Here is an 18824-nt window from a genome sequence, read left to right as displayed (position 1 = left end):
CGATGTCAGGCCGCGGGGACGACCTGGTAGCCGGCCTCCTCGACGGCCGCGGCGACGGCGGCGGGGTCGAGCGGGGCGGCGCTGGTGACGACGAGCCTGCCGGTGGCGTGGCTGACCTCGATGGACTCGACGCCGGCGATCTCGCCGACCTCCTCGCGTACGGACATCTCGCAGTGGTGGCAGGTCATGCCCGACACCTGGTACTCGGTCGTGGTCGACATGGTGCGTCCTTCCCGGGGCCGTACGGCCCGCCGATCGGTGGCTGCTACCAGGGGGTAGCGTCCTCGACGTGTACCCCACAGGGGTATCCCGTCGACGCACGTCACTTTATACCCCCTTGGGGTATGCCCGGGGGTGGGGGGTGATGCGACGTGACGTACGGATCTGTGACGTACGGATCTGTGACGTACGACCCCTGCAGCGCAGCGACTCGCAGGGTGGCGGTGGAACGGGATCACCGTCTGACGCTCCGGAGCGGCGGTGGGATGCTCGTCCCATGGCAGCTCTGACAGTGCCCCTCGACGACGCGGACGCCACGCTGGCGACGGTCGGTGGCAAGGGGCTCAACCTCATCCGGCTCACTCGGGCGGGATTCCCGGTGCCCCGTGGCTTCGTGGTGACCACCGCCGCGTACCTGGCGCACGTGGCGGCGCACGGACTCGGGCCGGTGATCGCCCGGGCGGTCGAGGGGCTCGATCCTGCGGACGCCGCCGGTCTCGAGCAGGCGTCCGCGACGATCCGCGCGGCGTTCGTCGCCGGCGCGGTCGACGAGGAGGTACGTCGCGCGGTGCTGGCGGCGGCCCGGGCCGCCGGGGTGCTGGCCGCCGGGGTCCTGGCCGAGCCGGCGGAGGTCGGCGGATCGTCGTCCTCGGCCGTCCCGCTGGCCGTCCGCTCCTCGGCCACCGCCGAGGACCTGCCGGACCTGTCCTTCGCAGGCCAGCAGGAGACCTACCTCAACGTGCTCGGCGCAGACCGCCTGCTGCGCGCCGTCGTCGACTGCTGGTCGAGCCTGTGGACCGCCCGCGCCATCGGCTACCGGATCCGCAACGGCATCGCGCACGACGACGTGAGCCTGGCGGTGGTGGTGCAGGAACTGGTCCCCGCCCTGGTCAGCGGCGTGATGTTCACCGCCGATCCGCTGACCGGCATCCGGGCGCACACCGTGGTGGACGCGGTGTCCGGGCTGGGCGAGGCGCTGGTCTCCGGCCTGGTCGAGCCGGACCACTGGCTCGTCGACGCCGACGGCCGCGTGCTCGACCGCACCCTCGGCGCCAAGTCAGTGGCGACGGTGCCGGTCGCCGGCGGTGGGGTGGCCACGGTGCCGACGGGGGAGGGGACGACGGGAGAGGAGACGGGGGAGGGCACGGTCGCCGATGCGTACGTGCTGACCGACGACCAGGTCGCCGAACTGGTCGCCCTGGGCCGGCGGATCCAGGACGCGTACGGCACCCCGCAGGACATCGAATGGGCGCTCACCGCCGACGGGTTCCACGCGTTGCAGACCCGTGCCATCACCTCGCTCTACCCACTGCCGCCGGTCCGCGACCCCGACGGCCTGTGGTTCTCGATCGGCGCCTTCCAGGGCATGCTGCGGCCGATCACCCCGTGCGGCCGGGAGTCGCTGATCCGGCTGGCGTCGGGGGCGGCGGCCGTCTTCGGCGGACAGCCTGCCGACCCGGCGCGGCAGGGCTTCGCCGTCGTGGCCGGCGAACGCTTGTGGGCCCGGATGGACAAGCTCCTCCGTGACCCGCTCGGCGCCCGGGTCGCGCCGGTCATGCTCGGCATCGGCGAGCCGGGCACCGCGGCGATCATCCGTCGTCTCCGCGACGACCCCCGGTGGCAGGTCGGTCCTCAGGGGCGTACGCTCGGCCGGCGTCCTCGGCTGTCCTCGCTCGCCCCGGCGCGACGCTTCGGCGGGTACGTGCTGCGGGGCCTGCCGCTGACGCTGCTCGCGCCGAGCGTACGACGTCGCCGCTTCGACCGGGTGATCGAGGACCTGGTGGCCGCGGCCGCCGCCGCTCAGCGGGAGGCGTCCCGACCGGCCGACCCGTACGTACGCCTCGCCGCCCGGATCGACGCCGCCGACCTGGCCCTCCGCGACGCCCTCGCCGACGCGCTGCGGCGGTTCGCGCCGATGATGGCGCCGGGCGTGGCGATGCTGGCCCTGCTGCGTCGCCTCGCCGCACCGGCCGGTGCCGACGGGGCGCGGCTGGTGATGGAGATCCAACGGGCGCTGCCCGGCAACCCCACCACCACGATGGACCTGGCGCTGTGGCGCGTCGCGGTGGTGATCCGGGCGGACGCCCGGTCCCGGACGCTCTTCCTCGACCTCGCCCCGGAGGAGCTGGCCGGCCTGTTCCGGCGCGGTGACCTGCCGGCGGCGACCGATGCGGCACTGCGGGACTTCCTTGCCACGTACGGCATGCGCGGCGTCGCCGAGATCGACCTCGGCGCCGAGCGGTGGCGCGACGACCCGGTGCCGGTGCTGGCCACTCTGTCCAGCTACGTACGGATCGACGAGGCGCTGGCGCCCGATGCCGTGGTCGAGGCCGGCCTGCGGAGCAGCCGCGAGGCGGTCGGCCGGCTGATCGGTCTGCTGGCCGAGCGTGGAGCGTGGCCGCCGGCGGGGCTCGTCTGGTTCCTGGTGACCCGGCTGCGGATCCTGCTCGGTGCCCGCGAACTGCCGAAGTTCGGGCTGATCCAGGTGATGGGGCACATCCGGGCCGGCCTGCTCGCGTCCGGGGAGGATCTGGTCGCGCTGGGCCGCCTGGACCGCGCCGACGACGTGATGTTCCTCTATCACCACGAACTGCGCGGGGCCGGGATCCATCCCGACGAGGACCTGCGTGCCCGGGTCGCCGAACGGCGCGAGGCGTACGACCGGGAAGGGCGCCGGCGCCAGGTGCCGCGGCTGCTCGGCGGCGACGGCCGGGCCTGGTACGAGGGGCTCGGGGAGGGCGTCGAGGGCATCATCGGCAGCCCGGTGTCGCCCGGTGTGGTCGAGGGACGGGTGCGGGTGGTGTTCGATCCGGCGACCGCCCACCTCGAGCCCGGCGAGATCCTGGTCTGTCCCGGCACCGATCCGGCCTGGACCCCGCTCTTCCTGCCGGCGGCCGGTCTGGTCACCGAGGTCGGCGGCATGATGACCCACGGATCGGTGGTGGCGCGGGAGTATGGCATCCCCGCGGTGGTCGGCGTGGACCGGGCGACCACCCGGCTGACCACCGGACAACTGATCCGGCTGGACGGGTCGACCGGCGTGATCGAGGTGCTGTCATGACGTGGATCGGCGGATGACGGGGATCGGCGGATGACGGGGATCGGCGGATGACGTGGATCGGGGTCGGCGGTCTGCGACATCCTGACGATGTCGCGTTGTGCGCCGGGCTCGGGGTGGACGCCCTGGGCTTCGTCGTGGGCTTCCCGCGCCGGGTGCCGTGGAACCTCACCCTCGACGAGGCCGAAGAGCTGCTCCTCGGCACCCCGCGGACTGTCCAGCGGGTGGCGGTCGTCGGTGAGGATCCGGACCGGATCCTCGAGATCACCCGTCGTCTGCGCCCCGACATCGTCCAGTTGCATGCGGACGAGCCGCTCGGGGTCACCCAGCGCCTGGTCGATCTGCTGCACGCCCATGACGTACGGGTGATGAAGACCCTGCGTCTCCGCCGCGACGACGGGACGCCGGTGGGTCACCATGTCCACGGGGCCGACCCTCTGGTGGCGGCCCGGCTGGTGGTGGGAACGGGCATCGACCTGCTGATGGTCGATCTGGTCGGTTCGTCTCCGGTGGATGATCGGTCTCGCTCGGCCGGATCGTCTCGCTCGGCCGGATCGTCTCGCTCGGCCGGATCGTCTCGCTCGGCCGGATCGTCTCGCTCGGCCGGATCGTCTCGCTCGGCCGGATCGTCTCGCTCGGCCGGATCGTCTCGCTCGGCCGGATCGTCTCGCTCGGCCGGATCGTCTCGCTCGGCCGGATCGTCTCGCTCGGCCGGATCGTCTCGCTCGGCCGCATCGTTGCGGGGCGGTGGTTCGGGTCGAGGTGGTGGTCCGGGTCACGCTGGGTCCGGCACAGGTGGTGAGTCCGATCTCGGCATGGGATCACCGGCTGAGTCGCGCACCGGCCCGGACCAGACCCGTCCGGCCGCGCTGTTTCTGGCCCGGCGGCTCCGGGACGCGATCGGGGTGCCGGTGGTGCTCGCCGGTGGCCTGCGCCCCGAGACCGTACGGACGGCGATCGACGAGGTCGGCCCGTACGGCGTCGACCTGATCAGCGGTGTCGAAGGTGACGGGCATCGCAAGGACCCGGCGAAAGTGGCCGCCTTGGTGGTCGCCGTCCGCGGCCAGCAGGGGGTGGCGTCGGTGGGCGACGGGCGATCGCCGCGCGACGGTTGACGCCGCGGGCGCCGGCGCCTGCCAGGGGCCGCCCGGCCTGACGGAGTGCGCCCGGCCCGGCCTGGCGGAGTGAGCGGACGCCGGAGGGTCCCATCCGCCGAACGTACGGACACCACCATCGCGAATCCGCTGCGGCTCCCGCAAAACGCCGCGCTTTCGGTCATTCGCCGCGCGTCGGCAGGCCGCAGATGACCGAGAGGGCCGCAGATGATCGAGAGGGCCGCGGACAGCAGAAGGGGCGGCGGATTCGAACGGGTGTGACGCGTCCGGCGGGGTGGGTGGCTGGGGACGACGGCGCCACGCGGAAGGTGGGTCGGGGGCGACGGCGCCGCGGAAGGTGGACGGTTGCCCCGATGTCGGCCGCTCAGCGGTCAGTGCCGGCCGCCGCCTCCAATGCCGTCGCGGTGTCGGTGTCGGTCACCAAGTGGTTGATGAACCCCGCCTTGGCCGCCGCGATGATCGAGCCGATCTTGTTGCGGCCGACGGCGACGGCGATCGCGTGGGGCACCTCCCGCAGCTCCTCCAGGCGCATCGCGATCAGCCGGTCGTTGGTGCGCAGGTCCAGCGGTGTGCCGTGCGCGTCGTACGGTCGGGCGTTGATGTCACCCACCGCCGACCGCAGCCAATGCGGGTTCCCCTGGAACGTGCTGGGCATGATCGTACGGGTCAGCGGCGGCGCTCCGACGCCGAGCAGTGCGGCCTTGGCCGTCTTCCACAGGCCGAGCACCTCCTGGATGTGCGGATCGCGCAGCAGTGACTGGTGGAGCTCGATGCTCGGCATCGCCGGGGCGTAGAGCAGCACCGGCCGGCCGTTCAGTTTCATCGCCAGCCGCCGGGCGATCTCGTTGGTCTGGTACGGGCCCTCGGTCTCCAGTTGGCCGCCGACGGTGGGGGCGACGAGCACTCCGGGAGCGGGCGGCAGGGGAAAGTTGACGACCTCGTACACGGTCACGCCGGAGGACACCAGCAGTCCGTCGCCCGGCGCGAGGGCGGCGTCCTCGATGGCTCGGCCGACGCCGGGCGCGAGGACGGAGCCGATGTTGCGGCGGCCGACCGTCGGCGTGACGTAGACCTTCCGCAGTCCGAGCGCCGCCGCCAGCCGTTCGGCCAGCTCGGCGTCGCGCTCCTCGGTCGGTTCACGCACCTCGATCGTGACGATGCCCGCGGCCCGGGCCTCGCTCAGCAGTCGGCTCACGGTCGGTCGGCTCACGCCGAGGTTCGCGGCGATCTCCGCCTGCGTCGCGTTGTCCACGTAGTACGCCAGGGCAGCCTGATACAGGATGGCCGGATCGAAACGCCCGCGAGACGACATCGATGATCTGCCGCTGCGGGTCGACTGAGCTCCCTCGCTCATCCTCTGTCCCCCTGGTCCTGCGAACTCCGTTGTCGGAGCGCTGATGCACGCACTCTACACCTCTGAACGAATGTTCAGCACGATAGTTGCACAAAAGTGCTGGACAAATGTCGGCCAACTTCCTAGGGTCGGTACCGACGCAGCAACGATGCGCGTCTACCCAGCGAGGGACGGAGTTCAAAGGTGAACAACACACTTCCCGAGATGATGACGGCAGTCATCAACCACGGGCCGCGGGACTACCGGTTGGAGCACATCCCGGTGCCCACCAGAGGGCCGGGTGAGCTGCTGCTCAAAGTGGAAGCAGTCGGCATCTGCGCGAGCGACCTGAAGAACTGGGCCGGCGCGGCGAAGTTCTGGGGCGACGAGAACCGCCCCGCCTGGGCCGAGACCGAGGTCGTGCCCGGACACGAGATCACCGGACGGATCATCGGGATCGACGAGGAGGCCGCCAAGCACTGGGGCGTCGAGCTCGACGATCGCGTCGTGGTGGAGCAGATCGTTCCCTGCTGGGACTGCCTGTACTGCGACCACGGTGACTACCACATGTGTGAGCCGCACAACATGTACGGCTTCAAGCGGGGCAACCCGGGCGGCATGGAAGAGTACATGACGATCAGCACCAACTCCCTGGTGCACAAGATCAGCAAGGACATCCCGCCGGCTCACGCGGCCTTCGCCGAGCCGCTGTCCTGCGCCCTGCACGCGGTGGAGCGCGCCCAGCTCCGGTTCAGCGACATCGTGGTGGTCGCTGGTGCCGGCCCGATCGGCCTCGGCATGATCGCCGGCGCGGTGGCCAAGAACCCGGCCCAGATCATCTCCCTCGACATGGACCCGCGCAAGCTGGAGATCGCCAAGAAGACCGGCGCCACCATGACGATCAACATCGCCGAGCAGGACGCGGTCCAGATCATCAAGGACCTCACCGGCGGTTACGGCGCCGACGTCTACCTGGAGGGCACCGGCCACCCGTCGGCGGTCCCGCAGGGTCTGAACCTGCTGCGCAAGCTCGGCCGTTACGTCGAGTACTCCGTGTTCAAGGAGAACGTGTCGGTCGACTGGTCGATCATCTCCGACGACAAGGAACTCGACGTGCTCGGTGCCCACCTGGGCCCGAACTGCTGGCCGACCGCGATCAAGCTGATCGAGACCGGCAAGCTCCCGATGGACGACATCTGCACCCACCAGCTCCCGCTCGAGGACTTCCAGAAGGGCCTGGACATGGTCGCGTCCGGTGCCGAGTCCATCAAGGTCAGCCTGATCCCCTGAAACGCCCCCCGGTTCTGACAACGAAGTCGAGGACAACACCATGAATTCACCGTTCACCGAGCCGATGAGCCGTCGCCGCCTCCTGCAGGGACTCGGCCTGGCCGCCACAGCCCCCCTCCTGGCCGCCTGCGTCGGCCCCGGCCAGAGCTCGACCAACAACGGCTCCAACGCCGTCACCGGGTCGTTCGACTGGAAGAAGGCCAAGGGCACCACGCTCAAGGTCCTGCAGACCCCGCACGTCTACCAGCAGACCTACCAGCCGCTGTTCAAGGAGTTCACCGACCTGACCGGGATCGAGGTCGTCGCCGATCTGGTCCCCGAGGCGGACTACTACACCAAGCTGAACACCGAGCTGGCCGGCGGCAGCGCCACCCACGACGCCTTCATGATGGGCGCCTACTGGGTGTGGCAGTACGGCCCGCCCGGCTGGCTGGAGGACCTGGACCCGTGGATCAACAACACGGCGGCCACGGGCGCCGAGTTCGACTACCCGGACTTCTTCGAAGGTCTGCGTACGTCGATGAAGTGGGACTTCAAGCTCGGCGACGCGGCCGGCACCGGCGGCACGTACGCCCTGCCGTGGGGCTTCGAGCTCAACAACATCGCGTACAACAAGACGGTCTTCGACCAGAAGGGCATCAAGCCCGCGGAGACCTTCGACAACCTCATCCAGTTGGCGATCGACCTCACCGACCGTGGGAACGACCGGTACGGCATCGCGTTCCGCGGCTCCAAGTCGTGGGCCACGATCCACCCCGGCTTCATGACCCAGCTGGCCCGCGAGGGCGGCAAGGACTACGAGGTCAAGGACGGCAAGCTCACCGCGGCGATGAACTCCCAGGTCGCGGTCGACTTCACCAAGAAGTGGGCGGACCTCGCCAAGAAGGCGGGCCCGACCTCCTGGACCACGTACGAGTACCCGAACTGCACCGGTGACCTCGGTGACGGCAAGGCGATGATGGTGTACGACGCCGACTCGGCGACGTACCCCAAGAACGTCAAGGGTGCCTCGAAGATGGCCGGTCAGATCGCCTGGCACCCGGGCCCCGCCGGCCCGGGCGGCAGCATGGCCACCAACCTGTGGACCTGGTGCTGGGGCATGAACTCCAAGTCGAAGAACAAGCTCGCGGCGTGGCTGTTCATGCAGTGGGCGGCCGGCAAGGACGCCATGAACAAGGCCGTGCAGTCGGGTGCGTTCGCCGACCCGGTGCGCCAGTCGGTGTTCAACGGGACCTTCAAGCAGACGCTGGGCGGTTTCCCGGGCTACCTCGAGGCGTTCGAGGCCCAGGTGCCGGAGGCGAAGGTGCTCTTCACCCCGCAGACCCGCTTCCTCGAGACCACCGAGGACTGGGCCGTGGCGGTGCAGAGCATCTACGGCGGCGCCGACGCCAAGACGACCCTCGACGCCCTCGCCACCTCCAACACGAACAAGGTGAACAGCTGACCTCGGCCGTCAGCCGTTATCCGCATCGGAAGGTCCTTCGTTGCACATGAGCACTCGCCAGCACGGGGCGATGCGCAGTGCGGACGACACGGTCGGTGGCCGCCAGGCCCCGACCGTGTCGCCTGCCAGACGCAAGTGGCGCCCCTACATCCTCTCGATCCCCGCCACCGTCATCCTGATCGGCATCCTGTATCCGTTCGTCCAGGGCGTCGGTTACACGTTCCTCAACTACCGGGCGACCGAGGGGAACGTCCACTTCATCGGCCTGTCCAACTACCTCCAGGTCTTCACCGAGCCGCTCTTCTGGGGCTCGGTCCGCACCACCCTCGTCTTCGCGATCGTGGCGACGGTGCTGGAGACCGTCCTCGGCGTGATCATCGCGCTGCTGCTCAACCGCTCCAGCCTGATCGGGAAGATCTTCGAGAAGGTCCTCATCCTGCCGCTGATGATCGCCCCGGTGATCGCCGGTGTGATCTGGAAGCTGATGTTCAACCCGCAGTTCGGCATCCTGAACCACATCTTCCACCTGGGCTCGACGTTCGACTTCCTCAGCGAGGGACGGGCGCTGTGGTCGATCATCATGGTCGACGCCTGGATCTACACGCCGTTCGTCGCGATCCTCGTCCTCGCCGGCGTACGGTCCCTGCCGAAGGAGCCGTTCGAGGCGTCCGCGGTCGACGGCGCCGGCTGGTTCTACATGTTCCGTCGGCTGATGCTGCCGATGATGTGGCCGTACATCCTGGTCGCCGTCATCTTCCGGTTCATGGACTGCCTGAAGGTGTTCGACATCGTCTACGTGCTGACCCAGGGCGGTCCCGGTCACGCGACCAGCACCCTGCAGGTGAACGCGTACATCAACTCGATCATCAACTTCAACTACTCGGGCGGCGCCACGTACATGTTCATCCTCTGGATCATCGTGTACCTCACCGCTCAGCAGCTGGTGAAGCTGCTGGGCCGGGCCCAGGCCCGCGCTGCCGGATCGGAGGCGTGAGATGGCTCGCAAGGAGATGATGCCGGGACAGAAGCGGTTCACCGCCCCGGCGATCCTCGGCGACGTCGCCATCCTGGCGTGGTTCGTCTTCAGCCTGTTCCCCATCGTCTGGATGGTGATGCTCGCCCTGAAGACGCCGGCCGAGCAGACCACCACCTACTTCAAGTTCTCCCCGACCCTGGAGAACTTCGTCACGGTCCTCTCGGAGCGCGGCACGCTGCTGACCAGCGTCGACTTCAAGGCCGCCCTGATCTCCAGCACGATCAACTGCGTCGGCGCCGTCCTGGTGTCACTGGTGGTCGGCATCCCGGCCGCGTACGCTGCCGGTCGGTGGAAGTTCCGCGGGTCGGACAGCCTGATGTTCAACCTGCTGAGCTTCCGCTTCGCCCCCGAGCTGATGGTCATCGTCCCGCTGTTCGTCATCTACAACGGCCTCGGACTGTTCGACACCACGGTCGGCATGATCTGGGTGCTGCAGCTGGTGACGATGCCGCTGGTGGTGTGGATCCTCCGGTCGTACTTCGAGGATCTCCCCGAGGACCTGGAGCAGGCCGCGCTGCTGGACGGCTACTCGCGCAAGCGGGCGTTCACCATGGTGGCGCTGCCGCTGGTCCGTCCCGGCATCGCCGCCTCGGCCCTGCTGGCGTTCATCTTCGCCTGGAACAACTACATGTTCCCGCTGATCCTGACCAACTCCGGCTCGGTCACGGTGGCCATCACCAAGTTCCTCGGTGGCGGCGGCCAGGCGTACTACAACCTGACGGCTGCGGCCGGTGTGGTGGGCGCGCTGCCACCACTCATCCTCGCCCTGACGATCCAGCGCTACCTCGTCCAGGGCCTGAGCTTCGGGGCGGTGAAGGGCTGATGGGCACCCTCAAGGTCCGCAACCTGACCAAGAAGTACGGCGAGACCACGGCGATCGACCACCTGGGAATCGACGTACGTGACGGTGAGTTCTTCGTGATCCTCGGCCCGTCCGGCGCCGGCAAGACGACCACCCTGAAGGCGATCGCCGGCCTGGTCGAGATCGACGAGGGCAGCGTGGAGATCGCCGGGGTCGACATGACCCAGGTCGAGCCCTACCACCGCAACGTCGCCATGGCGTTCGAGAGCTACGCGCTCTACCCGCAGAAGACGGTGAAGGACAACCTCGCCTCGCCGCTGAAGTCGGGCCGCCATCGACACTACGACGAGGCCGAGCGGAACCAGCGGATCGCCGACGTCACCAAGACGCTGGGCATCGACCACCTGCTCGACCGGCTGCCGAAGGAACTGTCCAACGGCCAGCGCCAGCGCACCGCCCTCGGGCGGGTGCTGGTCCGGCCCGCCGACATCTACCTGCTGGACGAGCCGTTGTCCCACCTGGACGCCAAGCTCCGCGCCTCGATGCGCGCCGAGCTGAAGTCGATCGCGTCGCGGTCCAACACCACCACCCTGTACGTCACCCACGACTACCAGGAGGCGTTGGCGCTGGCCGACCGCATCGCCGTGCTGCGCAAGGGCGAGTTCGTCCAGATCGGCACCCCCGCCGAGATCTGGCGTTCGCCCCTCGACACGTTCGTCGCGCGGGCCGTCGGACAGCCGGAGATCAACCTGGTCGACGGTGTCGTCCGCGGCGGGAAGGTCCGGGCCCTGGGCGGTGCCCTGGAGTTCCCGGCACCTGCCGACCTCGAACTGGCCGAAGGCAAGGAGGTCCGCGTCGGCATGCGGCCCAGCGAACTGATCGTGCACCGGGAGGTGCACGACGGCGGCTGGCTGCGGGTGATCGGCCGGATCCGGCTGGCGCAGCGCCTCGGCCGCGACGTCGAACTCGACATCGAGGTGGGCGACGGCCACCTGATCGTCATCGATCGGGCGGACGCGTCGCACGTGGAGGGCCAGGAGATCGAACTGGACATCCACCTGCCCAACGTCCACCTGTTCGACGGCGGAGAGCCGGGCGAGCACACGGCACGGCTGGGGTCCGCCGTCGGACGCGGTGCGGCCCCGCTGCCGGAGGAACTCGAAGAGGAGCTGGGCCAATGAGTGTCAAGGTCGAGGAACTGCGCGGCGGCGACGCACTGCCGCTGCGGATCCGCAACGTCCGCAAGGTCTACCGCACCGGCAAGAAGGGCGTCGAGGCCGTCAAGAGCATGAACCTCGACATCGAGCCCGGTGAGCTGATCACCCTGCTCGGCCCGTCGGGCTGCGGCAAGACGACCACCCTGCGGATGGTCGCGGGGCTGGAGACCATCACCTCCGGCGACGTGTTCATCGGCGAGACCCGGGTCAACGACCTGCCGCCGAGCAAGCGGAACGTCGGCGTGGGCTTCGAGAGCTACGCCCTCTACCCCCCGCTGAACGTACGGGAGAACCTGTCGTACGGGCTGAAGGCCGGCAAGCGGGTGGCCGACCCGGACAAGGTCGTCGACGAGCTGGCGGACCGCCTGGAGATGCGCGACATGCTTCCCCTGCGGCCGGCCTCGCTGTCCAGCGGCCAGAAGCAGCGCGTGGCGCTGGCCCGGGCGCTGATCCGCAAGCCCCCGGTGCTGCTGCTCGACGAGCCGCTGGGCCACCTGGATGCCGCGGCGCGCCAGCGGGTGCGGCGCGAGCTGAAGCTGCTGCAGCGACAGTTCGGCTACACCACCATCGTCGTCACCCACGACCAGTTGGAGGCGATGACGCTGTCGGACCGGATGGCCGTGATGAACAACGGCATCATCCAGCAGTACGGCACCCCGGACGAGATCTTCGACGATCCGGCGAACATCTTCGTCGCGGACTTCGTCGGTGAACCGAGCATCAACCTCTTCCCGGCGACGGTGGTCAAGGACGGCGAGCGGACCCTGATCCGGGTCGGCACCGACGTCCTCGAAGTCGCCGCCCGCACCGCCACCGACGGCGCCCAGGTGATGGTCGGCCTGCGCCCGCAGGACTGCCACGGCAAGGGCGTGACCAGGGGGCTGACCGGATCCGTCTTCGTCTACGAGGACCTGCTGGAACACGGCATCGCGCTGGTCAACCATCCGGGGGTGCCGGAGAAGCCGCTGGTCGTCCAGACCCCGGCCGACCTGCAGCTCAGCCCCGGCGCCTCGGTGACCTTCACCGCGTCGCCGGATCGCATCTACCTGTTCGACAAGGACAGCGGCGACCGCATCCGCTGACCCTCCCACGGCCCGGTGGTCACCGGTGCCCGGCCGATCGCCGGGCCGATGGCCACCGGGGCCGGAACGCTCGCGATGAGCAGCGACGAAAGGACGCGCCATGACTCATCTGTTCAATGACCCCGACACTTTCATGGAGGACGCGCTGGTCGGTTTCTGCGACGCCTTCTCCCGCTACGTGCTGCCCGTCCCCGGCGGTGTCGTCCGCCGGGCGGCGACCCCGGAGGGCAAGGTGGCGGTCGTCGTCGGTGGCGGCTCGGGCCACTACCCCGCCTTCTGCGGCGTGGTCGGCGACGGATTCGCCGACGGTGCCGTCGTCGGCAACATCTTCACCTCCCCGTCGACCGAGGACGCCTGCAACGTCGGCCGGGCCGCGCAGAACGGCGGCGGCCTGCTCTTCATCACCGGCAACTACGCCGGTGACGTGATGAACTTCGACCTCGCCCAGCAGCAGTTGATCGCCGAAGGCATCCCGACCCGCAACCTCTACGTGACCGACGACGTGGCCAGCGCACCGGTGGAGGAGATCCGCAAGCGTCGTGGCATCGCCGGTGACTTCGTGGTCTTCAAGGTCGCCGGCGTCGCGGCCGACCGGGGCGCCGACCTGGCCGAGGTGGAGCGCCTCGCGGCCAAGGCCAACGACCGCACCCGGACGATGGGTGTCGGGCTGGACGGCTGCACCATGCCGGGCGCCACCGACAAACTGTTCCACGTGCCGGCCGGACGGATGGGCGTCGGCCTCGGCATCCACGGGGAGCCCGGGATCGCCGAGACCGACCTGCTCTCCGCGCGGGATCTCGGCCTGCTGCTGCTCGAGCGGGTGCTGGCGGAGGAGCCGGCCGACTCGACCCAGCGCGTCGGGGTGATCCTCAACGGGCTCGGCGCCACGAAGTACGAAGAGCTCTTCGTGGTCTGGAAGACGGTCGCGGCCGAGCTGGCGCAGCGCGGCTACACCGTGGTCGACCCCGAGGTCGGCGAACTCGTCACCAGCCTCGACATGGCCGGCATCTCGCTCACACTGGTCTACCTCGACGACGAACTCGAGCCGTACTGGGTCGCCCCGGCCGACACCCCCGCCTACCGGAAGGGCGCAGTGGACCGGCGCGACGCGCCGACCCGCGACCTGTCCGGGCTCGCCGCCGCCCACGGGGACGTACGCCAGGGCAGCGAGGCCTCCCGGACGGCCGCCGGCGTGGCCGTCGACGCGCTGACCGCGATCGACGCCCGGATGCGGGCCGAGGAGGAAGAACTGGCCCGGATCGACGCGGTCGCCGGCGACGGTGACCACGGCCGCGGGATGGTCCGCGGGGTCCACTTCGCCCTGGAGGCCGCACGCGCGGCCGCCGCGGCGGGCGGCGGCGTACGGTCCGTCCTCGACGCGGCCGGGGAGGCCTGGGCCGGCAAGGCCGGCGGCACCTCCGGAGTACTGTGGGGAAGGGCGCTGCAGGCCTTCGGGGACACCCTCGGGGACGATGCCGAGCAGTACGGCGCCGCCGACGCGGTGGCCGGGACACGGGCGTTCCTCGACTCGATGCTGACCCTCGGCAAGGCGCACGTCGGGGACAAGACGATGCTCGACGCCCTGGTGCCGTTCGTCGACCGGCTCGACGCGGAGGTGACGGCCGGGCAGGCACTGAGCGACGCCTGGGCCGTGGCGGCACAGGTCGCCGTGCGGGCCGCCGCGGACACCGCCTCGCTGTCGCCGAAGGTCGGCCGGGCCCGCCCGCTGGCCGAGCGCAGCGTCGGCACCCCGGACGCCGGCGCGACGTCCCTGGCGATGTGCGCCGTGGAGGTCGGCACCGTACTGGCCGATCGGAACCCGCAAGGAAGTGGAGAACAGGAATGACCGAGAAGTCCGGAATCACCCAGAAGTATCGCGTGGTGGTCGGCGCCGATGACGCCGGCTTCGACTACAAGGAACGCATCAAGGCCGATCTGGAGGCCGACGAGCGGGTCGCCGAGGTGATCGACGTCGGCGTCGACGCCGACGGGCACACCGACTACCCGCACATCGCGGTGAACGCCGCCCGCAAGGTCGCCGACGGCGACGCGGACCGGGCACTGCTGATCTGCGGCACCGGACTGGGCATGGCGATCAGCGCCAACAAGGTCCACGGGGTGCGGGCGGTCACCGCCCACGACTCGTTCTCGGTGGAGCGGTCGGTGCTGAGCAACAACGCGCAGGTGTTGTGCATGGGCCAGCGGGTGGTCGGGATCGAGCTCGCCCGCCGGCTCGCCCGGGAGTGGCTCGGCTACACCTTCGACGAGGCCTCCCACTCCGCCGCCAAGGTCGCCGCGATCAACGAGTACGACTGCTGATCGCCGACTGACCGTCCGCTGACCGCCGGCCCCTCACCGGGCCGGACGGCATCCTCGACCGCCGGCCCCTCACCGGGCCGGACGGCATCCTCGACCGCCGGCCCCTCACCGGGCCGGACGGCATCCTCGACCGCCGGCCCCTCACCGGGCCGGACGGGACCCTGAGCCCGCTCCCCCCAACCGGGCCCAGGACCGGGCCGGCACCCGCGATCCGGGGTGCCGGCCCGACGTTCGCCCACTGCCCGGGCCCAGGGCCGGCCCCCGGAGGGCCCGGCGACCACCGCCGCACCTACCGGCATCACCTACGACAGAGGGAAACCACGCCCATGACCCAACTCGAATCCCTGCCCGACGACATCCGCCGCGCCGTGGCGGAGACCCGTGAGCGGGTGGCCGCCCTGCACGCCCAACTGCCCCGCTGGGGCCTGGTCGTCTGGACCGCGGGCAACGTCTCGGAACGCGTCCCCGGCGCCGACCTGTTCGTGATCAAGCCGTCCGGGGTGTCGTACGACGACCTGCGCCCCGAACAGATGGTCGTCTGCACCCTCGACGGTGCCAAGATCGACGACGGCACGCCGGCCTGGCTGCGGCCGTCCTCCGACACCGCCGCCCACGCGTACGTCTATCGCCACATGCCCGAGGTGGGCGGCGTGGTGCACACCCATTCGGCGTACGCCACCGCGTACGCCGCTCGCGGCCAGGAGATCCCCTGCATCCTGACCATGGTGGCCGACGAGTTCGGCGGGCCGATCCCGATCGGGCCGCTGGCGATCATCGGGGACGACTCGATCGGCCAGGGCATCGTCGAGACCCTCACCGGTCACCGCTCCCGGGCCGTGTTGATGGCCCAGCACGGGCCGTTCACCATCGGCTCCGACGGCCGCGACGCGGTCAAGGCCGCAGTGATGTGCGAGGAGGTGGCCCGTACGGTCAGCATCGCGCAGCAGCGGGGACCGGTCGCGCCGCTGCCGCAGGAGATGATCGACAAGCTCTGGCACCGCTACCAGAACGTCTACGGGCAGCACGCGGAGGAATCGTGAGCCGAGCAGGCGGCAGGAACATCCCCGCCCCGGACGGCGCGCCCCAGGGGGTCGCCGGACCGCGGTGAGGTGGAGACGTCGTACGGTGCCCCCGGTGGACCTCGCCCCTCCCCGTGCCCGGGGGCGCCGTACGGCCCTCCCGCCGCCGTCCCCGGCCGGGCCGGGAAACACGATCGTGACCCGACCGGTGCACCGGTAACAGAGTCGTCACCGAGGCGAAACCCGCGTCGCGACGGCGGTCGTGACCATGGATCCAGGGTATCTGTCACCCGACAGATAACTGATCCATCAAGGGGCAGCCATGGCCACCACCACCGCCACCGCGGGCGTCGCGCCCGGTCCGGCCGAACCCGACGACCTGGCCCGGTTCGGATACCGGCAGGAACTCCACCGCAGCGTCGGGAGCTTCGCGTCGTTCGCCGCGGGGTTCTCGTTCGTCTCCATCCTCACCACCGTCTTCCAGCTGTTCGCTCTGGGCTTCGGACTCGGCGGCGCCGCGTTCTTCTGGACCTGGCCGCTGGTCTTCGCAGGCCAATACCTCGTGGCGCTCAACTTCTCCACCCTCGCCGCCCGGTTCCCGATCTCCGGGGCGATCTTCCAGTGGTCCTCCCGCCTCGGCGGCCAGACCGTGGGGTGGTTCACCGGCTGGCTGATGATCATCGGCCAGATCCTCACCGTGGCCACCGCGGCCATCGCCCTGCAGGCCGTCCTGCCGTCGATCTGGTCGGGCTTCCAGATCGTCGGCGGCCCCGACGCCGACCCGACCCCCACCTCTCCGTCCGGCGCGGCCAACTCCGTCGTCCTCGGCGTGTGCCTGCTCGTCGTCACGACGGTGATCAACGCCGTCGGCGTACGACTGATGGCCCTGGTGAACTCCACCGGGGTCGTGCTGGAGATCGTCGGCGTCGTCGTGATCATCGCCGCCCTGCTCTTCCACGCCCAGCGCGGCCCGGCGATCCTCTTCACCACCGCCGGGGTCGACCTGTCCTCGGGCGGCTCCTACCTGTCCGCCTGGCTCGCCTCCGGCCTGATGGCGGCGTACGTGATGGTCGGCTTCGACTCGGCCGGGGAGCTCTCCGAGGAGACCCGTGACCCGCGGCGGACCACCCCGCGGACGATCCTGCGTGCCCTGTGGGTCTCCGGGATCGGCGGTGCGCTGCTGATCGTGGGTGCGCTGCTCGCCGCCCCCCGCCTCGACGACGGCAACCTCGCCACCGGCGGGCTGCCCTGGGTGCTCAACGAGGTGCTCGGCCCGGTCGCCGGCCGGATCCTGCTGGTGGACGTGGCGATCGCCGTCGTCTCGTGCACCCTCGCCGTGCAGACCTCCGGTTCGCGGATGGTGTTCTCGATGGCTCGGCAGAAGGCGCTGCCCTTCCACCGGATGCTGTCACGGGTCTCCCCACGCACCGGCACCCCGATCGTCGCCTCGGTCGTCGTCGGTGTCGGCGCCGCCCTCGCACTGGCCGTGAACCTGCGCCAGGCCGCCATCTTCACCGCCCTCGCCAGCCTCTGCATCGCCATGCTCTACCTCGCCTACCTCGGCGTCACCGTGCCCCTGCTGCTCGCCCGGCTGCGGCAGGCCCGGCTCGGCCGGACGGATCCGGAGGAACTCGACGAGGCCGGTGAGCCCGTCTTCAGCCTCGGCCGCTGGGGCATCCCCCTCAATGTGGCGGCCATCGGCTATCAGGTCTTCGCGGTGGTCAACCTCGCCTGGCCGCGGGGGAGCGTCTACGACCTCACCGGTCACACCTGGTGGCTGCAGTGGAGTGCGGTGCTCGTCATCGCCGCCTGCCTGGCCGTCGGATTCTTCGTCCACCGTCGCCTCCACCCGCACGTCACCCGCATCCCGCTGGCCCCGATCCACGCCCACGGGCACCTCGAGATGCCGGAGCGGGTCGCCGACCACGCCTGACCCGACCGGCCCGACCAGCTCCGACCGGCACGACCGGCTCCGACCGGCACGACCGGCTCCGACCGGGTGCGGTCACCCGCCGCACCCTCACGCAGAAGGGGACCCCGATGTCCGCCACCACCATCGACCATCTCACCGACACCGTCCTGTCCGCCCGGGACGACGCCCGCGGCCGGTCCGGCCACCGCGCCGAGGCGATGCCGTACGTCCCGGCAGCCTCCTCGCCGTACGTCCCGCGGGGTGTCGACCCCGCCCGGCTGGTCTGGGCGGAGACCGTCGCCGGGGGCAACCACACCCACCGGGTGCTCGCCCGCGGCACCCATCTGCGGCTGGAGGACGTCGAGGGCACCGCGTGCGCGCACCTGCTGCTGTTCAACGCGCTGGAGCCCTGGGAACGGCTGAACGTCGCCGACACGATGAAGATCCCGTGGCAGGCCTACCTCGGTGCCGGACACCCCTTGCTGTCCGGCGACGGACGGGTGCTGGCGACCGTGCTGTCCGACGACTCCGGTCACCACGACGGCTTCTGTGGTTCGCTGTCGGATGCGGCGGCACAGGCGAAGTACGGCGCCAGCGCCCCGGAGAGCGCCTCGCCCTCCGGGCGCGCGCTGTTCACCGCGGCCGCCGCCAAGCACGGGCTGGCGCCCCGGGACCTGCCGCCGAGTGTGTCCTTCTTCCAGGGCGTCCGGGTCGAGGAGGACGGTGCGCTGACCTTCACCGGCTCGGCGGGCGCCGGACGCAGCGTCGAGCTGGTCGCCGAGATGCCGGTGGTGGTGCTCATCGCCACCTCGCCGCATCCGCTCGACCCGCGCCCCGACTACACCAACGGCCTGTTGCGGGTGCACGCCTGGGCGGGCGATGCCACCACCGCCGGGGAGGACCGCTGGGACGCCACACCCGAGGTCCACCGGGCGTACCTGAACACCGCCGACTACCTGACCGCACGAGGACTCTGAG

At 70.4% G+C, this 18824-nt stretch carries 15 protein-coding genes; 13 read left to right on the top strand and 2 right to left on the bottom strand.

Annotated elements, in window-relative coordinates:
- Nucleotides 1–5 precede the first annotated feature (5 nt).
- A complete protein-coding gene (locus R0146_RS03970) occupies nucleotides 6–221 on the bottom strand; it encodes a heavy-metal-associated domain-containing protein (protein ID WP_317691566.1) in 216 nt (71 codons plus the stop codon).
- 275 nt (nucleotides 222–496) lie between these two features.
- Here R0146_RS03970 and R0146_RS03965 point away from each other — a divergent pair, with 275 nt between their 5' ends.
- Both R0146_RS03965 and R0146_RS03960 read left to right on the top strand, forming a co-directional pair.
- Complete coding sequence (locus tag R0146_RS03965) at nucleotides 497–3280, top strand: PEP/pyruvate-binding domain-containing protein (RefSeq protein ID WP_317691565.1); 2784 nt, start codon at nucleotides 497–499, stop codon at nucleotides 3278–3280.
- A gap of 47 nt (nucleotides 3281–3327) precedes the next feature.
- A complete protein-coding gene (locus R0146_RS03960) occupies nucleotides 3328–4392 on the top strand; it encodes a phosphoribosylanthranilate isomerase (protein WP_317691564.1) in 1065 nt (354 codons plus the stop codon).
- A gap of 364 nt (nucleotides 4393–4756) precedes the next feature.
- On the opposite strand, the gene R0146_RS03955 is transcribed toward R0146_RS03960, so the two are convergent.
- Nucleotides 4757–5746, bottom strand: a complete 990-nt coding sequence (locus tag R0146_RS03955; RefSeq protein WP_317691563.1) for a sugar-binding transcriptional regulator — start codon at nucleotides 5744–5746, stop codon at nucleotides 4757–4759.
- Nucleotides 5747–5929: 183 nt separating this feature from the next.
- On the opposite strand from R0146_RS03955, the gene R0146_RS03950 reads away from it, so the two are divergent.
- From R0146_RS03950 to R0146_RS03900, 11 genes are all read left to right on the top strand, one after another.
- Nucleotides 5930–7015 carry a zinc-binding dehydrogenase gene (locus R0146_RS03950; protein WP_317691562.1) on the top strand — a complete coding sequence of 362 codons (1086 nt, stop codon included), beginning with the start codon at nucleotides 5930–5932 and terminating at the stop codon, nucleotides 7013–7015.
- Nucleotides 7016–7055: 40 nt separating this feature from the next.
- Nucleotides 7056–8459 (top strand): extracellular solute-binding protein, encoded by a 1404-nt coding sequence (locus R0146_RS03945; RefSeq protein ID WP_317691561.1) that lies wholly within the window; start codon nucleotides 7056–7058, stop codon nucleotides 8457–8459.
- 46 nt (nucleotides 8460–8505) lie between these two features.
- On the top strand, nucleotides 8506–9453 hold the full coding sequence (locus tag R0146_RS03940) for a carbohydrate ABC transporter permease (RefSeq protein ID WP_317691560.1): 948 nt from the start codon (nucleotides 8506–8508) through the stop codon (nucleotides 9451–9453).
- Nucleotide 9454: 1 nt separating this feature from the next.
- A complete protein-coding gene (locus R0146_RS03935) occupies nucleotides 9455–10318 on the top strand; it encodes a carbohydrate ABC transporter permease (protein ID WP_317691559.1) in 864 nt (287 codons plus the stop codon).
- Nucleotides 10318–11478, top strand: coding sequence for an ABC transporter ATP-binding protein (locus R0146_RS03930; protein WP_317691558.1), 1161 nt, complete (start codon nucleotides 10318–10320; stop codon nucleotides 11476–11478). Before R0146_RS03935 ends, R0146_RS03930 begins: the two co-directional genes overlap by 1 nt.
- The gene (locus tag R0146_RS03925; RefSeq protein ID WP_317691557.1) at nucleotides 11475–12596 is read left to right on the top strand and encodes an ABC transporter ATP-binding protein; all 1122 of its coding nucleotides are present in this window, start codon (nucleotides 11475–11477) and stop codon (nucleotides 12594–12596) included. Before R0146_RS03930 ends, R0146_RS03925 begins: the two co-directional genes overlap by 4 nt.
- Nucleotides 12597–12696: 100 nt before the next feature.
- Nucleotides 12697–14442 carry a dihydroxyacetone kinase family protein gene (locus R0146_RS03920; RefSeq protein WP_317691556.1) on the top strand — a complete coding sequence of 582 codons (1746 nt, stop codon included), beginning with the start codon at nucleotides 12697–12699 and terminating at the stop codon, nucleotides 14440–14442.
- A complete protein-coding gene (locus tag R0146_RS03915) occupies nucleotides 14439–14915 on the top strand; it encodes a ribose-5-phosphate isomerase (RefSeq protein ID WP_317691555.1) in 477 nt (158 codons plus the stop codon). The genes R0146_RS03920 and R0146_RS03915 overlap by 4 nt, the downstream gene beginning before the upstream one ends.
- A 326-nt stretch (nucleotides 14916–15241) precedes the next feature.
- Nucleotides 15242–15955 carry an L-ribulose-5-phosphate 4-epimerase gene (locus tag R0146_RS03910; RefSeq protein ID WP_317691554.1) on the top strand — a complete coding sequence of 238 codons (714 nt, stop codon included), beginning with the start codon at nucleotides 15242–15244 and terminating at the stop codon, nucleotides 15953–15955.
- 301 nt (nucleotides 15956–16256) lie between these two features.
- The gene (locus R0146_RS03905) at nucleotides 16257–17867 is read left to right on the top strand and encodes an APC family permease (protein WP_317691553.1); all 1611 of its coding nucleotides are present in this window, start codon (nucleotides 16257–16259) and stop codon (nucleotides 17865–17867) included.
- 107 nt (nucleotides 17868–17974) lie between these two features.
- Nucleotides 17975–18823 (top strand): urea amidolyase associated protein UAAP1, encoded by an 849-nt coding sequence (locus tag R0146_RS03900; RefSeq protein ID WP_317691552.1) that lies wholly within the window; start codon nucleotides 17975–17977, stop codon nucleotides 18821–18823.
- The last annotated feature ends 1 nt before the right edge of the window (nucleotide 18824 follow it).

Source organism: Raineyella sp. LH-20 (assembly GCF_033110965.1).
Lineage (GTDB): Bacteria > Actinomycetota > Actinomycetes > Propionibacteriales > Propionibacteriaceae > Raineyella.
The sequence above is the reverse complement of the archived record's forward strand: the minus strand, read 5'-3'. Positions and strand labels throughout refer to the sequence as shown.

Bases quoted from the DNA above. Each gene is read 5' to 3' on its own strand.
- R0146_RS03970 (WP_317691566.1), bottom strand. From the start codon at position 221: ATGTCGACCACGACCGAGTACCAGGTGTCGGGCATGACCTGCCACCAC.
- R0146_RS03965 (WP_317691565.1), top strand. From the start codon at position 497: ATGGCAGCTCTGACAGTGCCCCTCGACGACGCGGACGCCACGCTGGCG.
- R0146_RS03960 (WP_317691564.1), top strand. From the start codon at position 3,328: ATGACGTGGATCGGGGTCGGCGGTCTGCGACATCCTGACGATGTCGCG.
- R0146_RS03955 (WP_317691563.1), bottom strand. From the start codon at position 5,746: ATGAGCGAGGGAGCTCAGTCGACCCGCAGCGGCAGATCATCGATGTCG.
- R0146_RS03945 (WP_317691561.1), top strand. From the start codon at position 7,056: ATGAATTCACCGTTCACCGAGCCGATGAGCCGTCGCCGCCTCCTGCAG.
- R0146_RS03940 (WP_317691560.1), top strand. From the start codon at position 8,506: ATGAGCACTCGCCAGCACGGGGCGATGCGCAGTGCGGACGACACGGTC.
- R0146_RS03935 (WP_317691559.1), top strand. From the start codon at position 9,455: ATGGCTCGCAAGGAGATGATGCCGGGACAGAAGCGGTTCACCGCCCCG.
- R0146_RS03930 (WP_317691558.1), top strand. From the start codon at position 10,318: ATGGGCACCCTCAAGGTCCGCAACCTGACCAAGAAGTACGGCGAGACC.
- R0146_RS03925 (WP_317691557.1), top strand. From the start codon at position 11,475: ATGAGTGTCAAGGTCGAGGAACTGCGCGGCGGCGACGCACTGCCGCTG.
- R0146_RS03920 (WP_317691556.1), top strand. From the start codon at position 12,697: ATGACTCATCTGTTCAATGACCCCGACACTTTCATGGAGGACGCGCTG.
- R0146_RS03915 (WP_317691555.1), top strand. From the start codon at position 14,439: ATGACCGAGAAGTCCGGAATCACCCAGAAGTATCGCGTGGTGGTCGGC.
- R0146_RS03910 (WP_317691554.1), top strand. From the start codon at position 15,242: ATGACCCAACTCGAATCCCTGCCCGACGACATCCGCCGCGCCGTGGCG.
- R0146_RS03905 (WP_317691553.1), top strand. From the start codon at position 16,257: ATGGCCACCACCACCGCCACCGCGGGCGTCGCGCCCGGTCCGGCCGAA.
- R0146_RS03900 (WP_317691552.1), top strand. From the start codon at position 17,975: ATGTCCGCCACCACCATCGACCATCTCACCGACACCGTCCTGTCCGCC.